This window comes from Tahibacter sp. (genome assembly GCF_035481375.1).
Lineage (GTDB): Bacteria > Pseudomonadota > Gammaproteobacteria > Xanthomonadales > Rhodanobacteraceae > Tahibacter.
The window spans coordinates 1-6,943 of sequence record NZ_DATIGT010000186.1; the positions used below are offsets into that span (position 1 = coordinate 1).

Consider the following 6,943-nt stretch of genomic DNA (forward strand, 5'->3'; position numbering starts at 1 on the left):
GACGGTTCGGTCGGCGACACGCCGCTGGGCTGGTTCGTCGACGACGTGAAGGTGCAGAGCTGCCGCACGGCTCCGCCGGATCTGATCTTCGAAAACGGCTTCGAATCCACGCCGTAAGCGAGTAACGAAGAAGGCCGCCGAGAGGCGGCCTTCTTCGTTGTGGGAACCGGAATGTGGAATCGCGAATCGGACGAGCGGGTACCTCGCAGGGCGACGCACGAACCGGCAGCGATCCTTGCCGACAAACCCGGGGCGAGGCCCGAACTCCGCTCTGACGATTCCCCTGCTCCCCACTCCGGTTTTCCGACAAAAAAAGCTGCTGCCACCATGCTGTCAGTGGCGGGTCCTCACGATGGCGACCGTGCAATCGGCACGTCATTCCCGGAACCGCCATGCTCAACCCGACCGTTCCCGCCTGGTTCGAAATCCCGACCGTCGACCTCGATCGCGCGCAGTCGTTCTACGAACGCATCCTCGGCGTTCCGCTCCGGCGCGAGCCCATGGGCGAAACCGAACTCGCCGTGTTTCCCTACGGCGGCCGGCCGCACGTCAGCGGCGCGCTGATCCGCCACGAGGAATGCCGGCCCGCGATCCAGGGCAGCGTGGTCTATCTGAGTGTCGACAACCTTGAGCCCGTGCTGCAGCGCGTGCTCGAACTCGGTGGCGACACGATCGTGCCGCGCACCGAGATTCCCGGCGACATGGGCTATTTCGCCCAGTTCCGCGATACCGAAGGCAATCGCGTCGGCCTCTGGTCGGCGATCTGACCGGACGGCGATGCAGATGGCGATGCGTCGACCCGCCTGCATCGCCTCCGGCAGTCCCGCCGCGGCGAGGCCGAGGGCCCACACGATTCCGCGGTGGCTTCGGAAACGGCGCCGCGGCATGCTCTCCCGATGCGCCGCGCTGATCGCCTGTTCCTCATCATCCATGCCCTGCGCGGTCGTCGTACCGCGCTGCCGTCCCGCGGTCTCGCCGAGACGCTCGGCGTGTCCCAGCGCACGGTCTATCGCGACGTCGCCGACCTGCAGCGTTCCGGCGTGCCGATCGAGGGCGAAGCCGGCATCGGCTACATGCTGCGCAAGGGCAGCGACATCCCGCCGCTGATGTTCCTGCCCGACGAACTCGAGGCCCTCGTCGTCGGTTCGCGCTTCGTACAGGCGTTCGCGGGCGAGCGCCTGAGCCGCGCCGCCGATGCGGCGCTGATCAAGATCAATGCGGTATTGCCTGCCGAGCTGCGCGAACGCAGCGAACGCTCGCGCGTGTTCGCGCCGGATTTCGGGCAGCACGCGGCGCTCAAGGCACACATCGACGACATCCATGCGGCGATCGCCGAGCGCCGCATCGTGCGGCTCGATTATGCCGACGAAAAAGGCGCCGTCTCCGAGCGCGAGATCCAGCCGCTGTGCCTCGCGTTCTGGGGCGGCAGCTGGACGCTGGGTGCGTGGTGCCGGCTGCGGCGCGACTTCCGCAATTTTCGGCTCGACCGCATCCGGGCCTGCGGCGTTTCGGAGGTGGTCTTCATCGAGATCGAAGCCGAGAGCTTCGCGGCCTACATGAAGGCCATGAACGAGTGCTGATGCGTGCCGGGCGTTCCGCGGATTTGCACAAACGCCGGATAACAAAACGCCACCGTAAGGCTCAGGGGGTGCCCTACGGTGGCGCTTTGGCAAGGCGATGACCGCCTTGTATTAGTTACTCGGATCGGGGCCGGACAGCGGCTCACGACCGTACGGAATTATTTTCGTGAACTTCGTCACAGTCAGTCGACGCGGCAGAACACGGCCTTCAAGTACCGCGATTCCGGCACGTGCGCCTGCCACGGATGGTCGGGACCGGCACCCGTCACCTTGAGTACCTGTACGGTCCGGTTCGAATAGAACGCGGCGCGGCGCAGCATGTCGAGGAACTGCTCTTCGCTGACGAGGCCGGTACACGAGCAGGTCACGAAAATTCCGCCGGGCTTGACCGCACCGAGCGCGAGCTTGTTCATGTCGAGGTATTTCTTGAGCGCCGGAATGACCTGCTCGCGATCGCGCGTCATCTTCGCCGGATCGAGCACGACCACGTCGAACTGCTCGGCGCGGCCCGAAGCCACGTCGCGCAGCCAGTGGAAGATGTCGGCCTGGACGAAGCGCACTTTCACCTTGTTGAGCCGGGCGTTCGATTCGGCGACTTCGAGGATTTCTTCGTCGAGGTCCACGCCGACGACTTCCTTCGCGCCGCCGACGGTCTTGGCGTAGATCGCGAAGCCGCCGGAATTGCAGCAGAGGTCGAGCACGCGCTTGTCGTGACAGAAGCCCGCGAGCGCCAGGCGATTGTCGCGCTGGTCGGCGAAGAAGCCCGTCTTGTGCTTGGTCCCCGGTGCGGCATGAAATTTCACGCCGTGCTCTTCGATGACCGTCGGTCGCGGAGTCGGCGGCGTGGAGCAGTCGAAGCTCTCCTGCTTCTGCACGTGCTCTTCGGCAAAGGCGTAGATCTGGCTGTCGGGGAAGTGGTCGAGCAGACAGCGGCGGATCAGGTCGCGCTGGCGGAACATGCCGGCCGAGAAGAACTCGATCACGAGCGTATCGGCGAAGCGGTCGACGACGAGCCCGGACAGGCCGTCGCCTTCGGAATGGACCACGCGGTAGGCGTCGGTCACGCGGTCGAGCTGGAGGACCTCGCGCCGCAGCGCGACGGCCTGCGCGATCTTGCGTTCGAAGAACGCCGCGTCGACGGCTTCGTCGGGATCCTGCGTGAGTACGCGCAGCGCGATGCGCGAGTGACCGTTGTAGAAGCCGCGTCCGGCAAAGCTGCCGTCGCGGTCGTAAATGTCGACGACGCTGCCGGGCTTGGGCCGCTCCGCCGGTTTCTCGACCATTTTCTGGAAGATCCACGGGTGGTTGGAGCGGCGCTCGATCTTGAGCTGGACTGCGGGATTGGCGGAGGAAGGCGGTTTCATCGCGGCATGATACCAGCCGCGCTTGCGGTGCCCGGAGCGGCCGGGCATCGTCGCGGCATGCATTTCCCGCCCCTGCATCGCGGCACGCTGCTCGCGCGCCGCCAGCGCTTCCTGGCCGACATCCGGCTCGACGACGGACGCGAGATCCTTGCCCACTGCCCGAACACCGGCCGCATGCTCGGCTACTCCGCGCCGGGACTGACGGTCTGGGCCGGCGAGCGCGCCACGGGCGGGCGCTGCGCCTGGACCTGGGAACTCGCCGAGGTCGACGGCGCGCTGGTCGGCGTGCATCCGGCACGCGCGAACGCGCTTGCCGCCGAGGCGATCGCCGCCGGACGCGTGCCGCCGCTGGCCGGATATGCGGAGACGCTGCGCGAAGTGCGCTGCGGCGATGAAGGCAGCCGCATCGACCTGCTGCTGCGCGGGCCGTCGCAGCCCGACTGCTACGTTGAGGTCAAGTCCGTCACTGCCGCGGACGAATACGCGCTCGGAATCTTTCCCGACGCGGTCAGCACGCGCGGCCTGCGCCACCTGCGCGAATTGCAGCGCGTGGTCCGGGACGGCGCGCGCGCGGTGCTGCTGTTCTGCGTGCAGCGCGCCGACGTGCTTGCGGTACGCGCCGCGAGCGAGATCGATCCCGACTATGCGAAAGGCCTGCGCGAAGCGCGCGCGGCCGGCGTCGAAGTGCTGGCCTGGCAATGCGCGATCTCGACGACGGAGATCCTGCTGGTACGGCGCTTGCCCCTGCTGCCGTGACTACAGGAAACGAGTGAAGAGCAGCGAGAAACGAGAGGAGGCCGGAGCGACGCTTCTCTCTCGTTCCTCGCTGCTCTCCACCCTTTCCTGTCCTTATTCCTTCAGCCAGCGCGCCACGTCGAGCGCGAAGTAGGTCAGGATCGCATCGGCGCCGGCGCGCTTGATGCTCGTCAGCGCTTCGAGCACGCAGGCCTTTTCGTTGATCCAGCCGTTCTGCCCGGCCGCCTTGAGCATCGCGTACTCGCCGCTGACCTGATAGACGAAAGTCGGCATGCCGAAGCGGTCCTTCACGCGGCGCACGATGTCGAGGTATGGCAGGCCCGGCTTGACCATGACCATGTCGGCGCCTTCGTCGACGTCAAGCGCGACTTCGCGCAGCGCCTCGTCCGAATTGGCCGGATCCATCTGGTAGGTATATTTGTTGCCTTTGCCAAGATTGCCGGCCGAACCGACCGCGTCGCGGAACGGGCCGTAGAAGCTCGACGCGTATTTGGCCGAATAGGCGAGGATGCGCGTGTGAACATGGCCGGCGCGTTCCAGCGCCTCGCGGATCGCGCCGATACGTCCGTCCATCATGTCCGACGGCGCGACGATGTCCGCGCCGGCCTGCGCATGCGACAGCGCCTGACGCACGAGCGCGGCGACGGTCTCGTCGTTGAGCACGTAGCCGTCGTCGTCGATGAGACCGTCCTGCCCGTGCGTCGTGAAGGGGTCGAGCGCAACATCGGTGATGACGCCAAGCTCGGGAAAGGCCTGCTTGAGTGCGCGCACCGCGCGCTGCGCGAGACCGTCGGGATTCCAGCCTTCGGCCGCATCGAGGCTCTTGGCTTCGGACGGCGTCACCGGAAAAAGCGCGAGCGCCGGGATGCCGAAGTCCTGCGCCTGGCCCGCGAGTTCGAGCAGTTCGGCGATGCCGACGCGCTCGACGCCGGGCATCGACCCGATCGCTTCGCGGCCCGAGCCTTCGCGAACGAAGACGGGCAGGATCAGATCGGCGCTCGTCAGCACGGTTTCGCGCATGAGCGCGCGCGAGAACGCATCGCGTCGCATGCGCCGCGGGCGGGTGGCGGGATAGGCCATGACAGCAACTCCGGCAATCGGCGAAAGCGCCCAGCGTAGCGCAAGGCCATGCGGATGCGACGCGGCGCGACGGCATGCCGCGGCGAATCGGACGGGCCATGGCGGTTTTTGCCGTCGATTGCCGTATTGAGAACGGTCGGCGACGGTCCTCGGACAGTCGTCGCGAGCGCGGCGTACGTACTTGAAATGACTGGCTAGCGCGGGTCATAGTGCGCGTCCGCTACGGGGATGCAGGTTGGGCATGAGGCCCGCTCTGCAATGCGGTCCAGCAGGAACATTCACCTTGTCCGGCATTCTTGTCGTCGAACGCTCAACGACGCTGAGCCATCTGCTCAAGCGCACCCTGGCGGCTGCCGGCCTGGCGGCTCGCAGCGAGCTGGCGACGTATCTGGACACGATCGACCATCTCAAGCATTCGCTCGAACTCGGCCAGCCTTACGGCGTACTGGTCGTCGGCGTGCCGGCGCGTCCGACGCGCGACTGTCTTGCGCTGCTCGACTATCTGCTGACCGAATCGCAGCAGAGTCTTCCGGTACTGCTCATGGTTCACGAGCAGAGTCCCGAACTCGACGCCTGGGCGCGTCGTCGCGGCAAGGCCGTGATCGTGCTCTGGACGCAGTTCAGCAGGATTCCGGCCGCGCTTTCCCAGCTCGAACCGCGCGCGGACGTGCTGACGCCGCAGGCCGAGGCGACTCCGGTGCCGTCACAGGGCATCCGCATCCTGTTCGTCGACGACTCGCAGAGCGTGCGGCTGGCCTACCAGCAGCTGCTCGAACGCCACGGCTATGCGGTCGCGACCGCAGGCACGCTCGGCGAAGCGGCCGACAAGGCCGCCGCCGAAACCTTCGACCTCGCCATCGTCGACTACTTCCTGCCCGACGGTAACGGCGACGAGCTGTGCCGGCGCCTCTCGGGGCTGCCGGGCGCGCCGACGCTGGCCATCATCACCGGCACCTATCGCGAGGACATCATCGTCAAGAGCCTCGATGCCGGTGCGATCGAGTGCATGTTCAAGAACGAGGCGAAGGAACTGTTCCTCGCGCGCGTCAAGACGCTGTCGCGGCAGATCCAGATGCAGAAGTCGGTCGAGGCCGAGCGCCAGCGCCTCGACGGCATCCTCGGCTCGGTCGGCGACGGCGTCTACGGCGTCGACCAGCAGGGCGTCGTCACCTTCATCAATCCGACCGGCCTGCGCCTGCTCGGCTACGACGACGAAGACCAGCTCATCGGCAAGTCCGCGCACGGCCTGATCCACCAGACCGCCGCCGACGACGGCGCAGGGTCGGGCGACGCGGGCCTCGACCAGGCGTATACCGCCGGCAACGCGCTGAAGGGGCACGAGACGGTGTTCTGGCGCCGCGACCGCAGCGGCATGACGGTCGAATGCTCGGTGCTGCCGCTGGCCATCCAGAACCGCCGGCAGGGCTCCGTCGTCGTGTTCCGCGACATTTCCGAACGCAAGAGCGCCGACAACCTGCGCTGGGAGATGACGCACGACAAGCTGACCGGTCTCGTCAATGCGCGGCATTTCACGCATCAGGTCGCGCAGGAGCTGCAGCGGCGGCGCGAAGCCGGCGGCTATTCGTCGATTCTCTACATCGATCTCGACCGCTTCAGCGCGATCGTCGACGCGGCCGGCGTGCCCGCAAGCGAACGCCTGCTCGTCGAGATCGCGACCGTGCTCGGCAAGCGCCTGCGCGAGCATGACGTGCTCGCGCGCATCGAAGGCGACCGGCTCGCGCTGATGCTCTCGGGCGTGCAGCTCGAAAACCTGTTTCCGCTGGCCGACAGCTATCGGGAGCAGCTGCACCAGTGCAAATACGAATACGGCGGCGCTAGCCGCTCGATCACCGCGTCGATCGGCGTCGCCGTCATCAGCCGCGAAACGCCGTCGGCCGAATACGTCGTCGAGCACGCGCGCCTGGCCTGCCGCACGGCCAAGCAGCGCGGCCGCGACCAGACCGAGATCTACGTCGGCGAACACGACGCGCGCATCGCGCGCGAGATCGAGGCCGGCTGGACCGAACGTCTGCGCCAGGCCATGGAACAGGAGCGGATCGTGCTGCTCGTGCAGCCGATCGTGCCGATCGCGGCGCTGCCGCGCAGCGAATCGGCCGTCGTGCAGCGCCAGGGCTGGCGCGTCAACGGCTCGGGTACGGCGGG

6 protein-coding genes are annotated in these 6,943 nt (G+C 67.0%); 4 read left to right on the forward strand and 2 right to left on the reverse strand.

The genetic code is table 11. The annotated features are described in order from the left end of the window. The first annotated feature begins 392 nt into the window (after positions 1–392). Together VLF18_RS11765 and VLF18_RS11770 are read left to right on the forward strand one after the other, a co-directional pair. The gene (locus VLF18_RS11765) at positions 393–767 is read left to right on the forward strand and encodes a VOC family protein (RefSeq protein WP_325279814.1); all 375 of its coding nucleotides are present in this window, start codon (positions 393–395) and stop codon (positions 765–767) included. 129 nt (positions 768–896) lie between these two features. Further along, entirely contained in the window at positions 897–1,580 is a 684-nt protein-coding gene (locus tag VLF18_RS11770; protein ID WP_325279815.1) for a YafY family protein, read from the forward strand. Positions 1,581–1,762: 182 nt separating this feature from the next. Here the strand turns inward: VLF18_RS11770 and VLF18_RS11775 are convergent, their stop codons facing one another. Continuing rightward, a complete protein-coding gene (locus tag VLF18_RS11775) occupies positions 1,763–2,944 on the reverse strand; it encodes a class I SAM-dependent rRNA methyltransferase (RefSeq protein ID WP_325279816.1) in 1,182 nt (393 codons plus the stop codon). A 57-nt stretch (positions 2,945–3,001) separates the two neighbouring features. Here VLF18_RS11775 and sfsA point away from each other — a divergent pair, with 57 nt between their 5' ends. Next, positions 3,002–3,700 (forward strand): DNA/RNA nuclease SfsA, encoded by a 699-nt coding sequence (gene sfsA, locus VLF18_RS11780; protein WP_325279817.1) that lies wholly within the window; start codon positions 3,002–3,004, stop codon positions 3,698–3,700. 93 nt (positions 3,701–3,793) lie between these two features. Here sfsA and hemB read toward each other — a convergent pair whose 3' ends face one another. Continuing rightward, entirely contained in the window at positions 3,794–4,780 is a 987-nt protein-coding gene (gene hemB, locus VLF18_RS11785; protein WP_325279818.1) for a porphobilinogen synthase, read from the reverse strand. Between the two features lie 283 nt (positions 4,781–5,063). Between hemB and VLF18_RS11790 the strand changes: the two genes are divergently transcribed. Continuing rightward, positions 5,064–6,943: GGDEF domain-containing response regulator (locus VLF18_RS11790; RefSeq protein WP_325279819.1), on the forward strand; the 1,880-nt coding region annotated here is incomplete at its 3' end.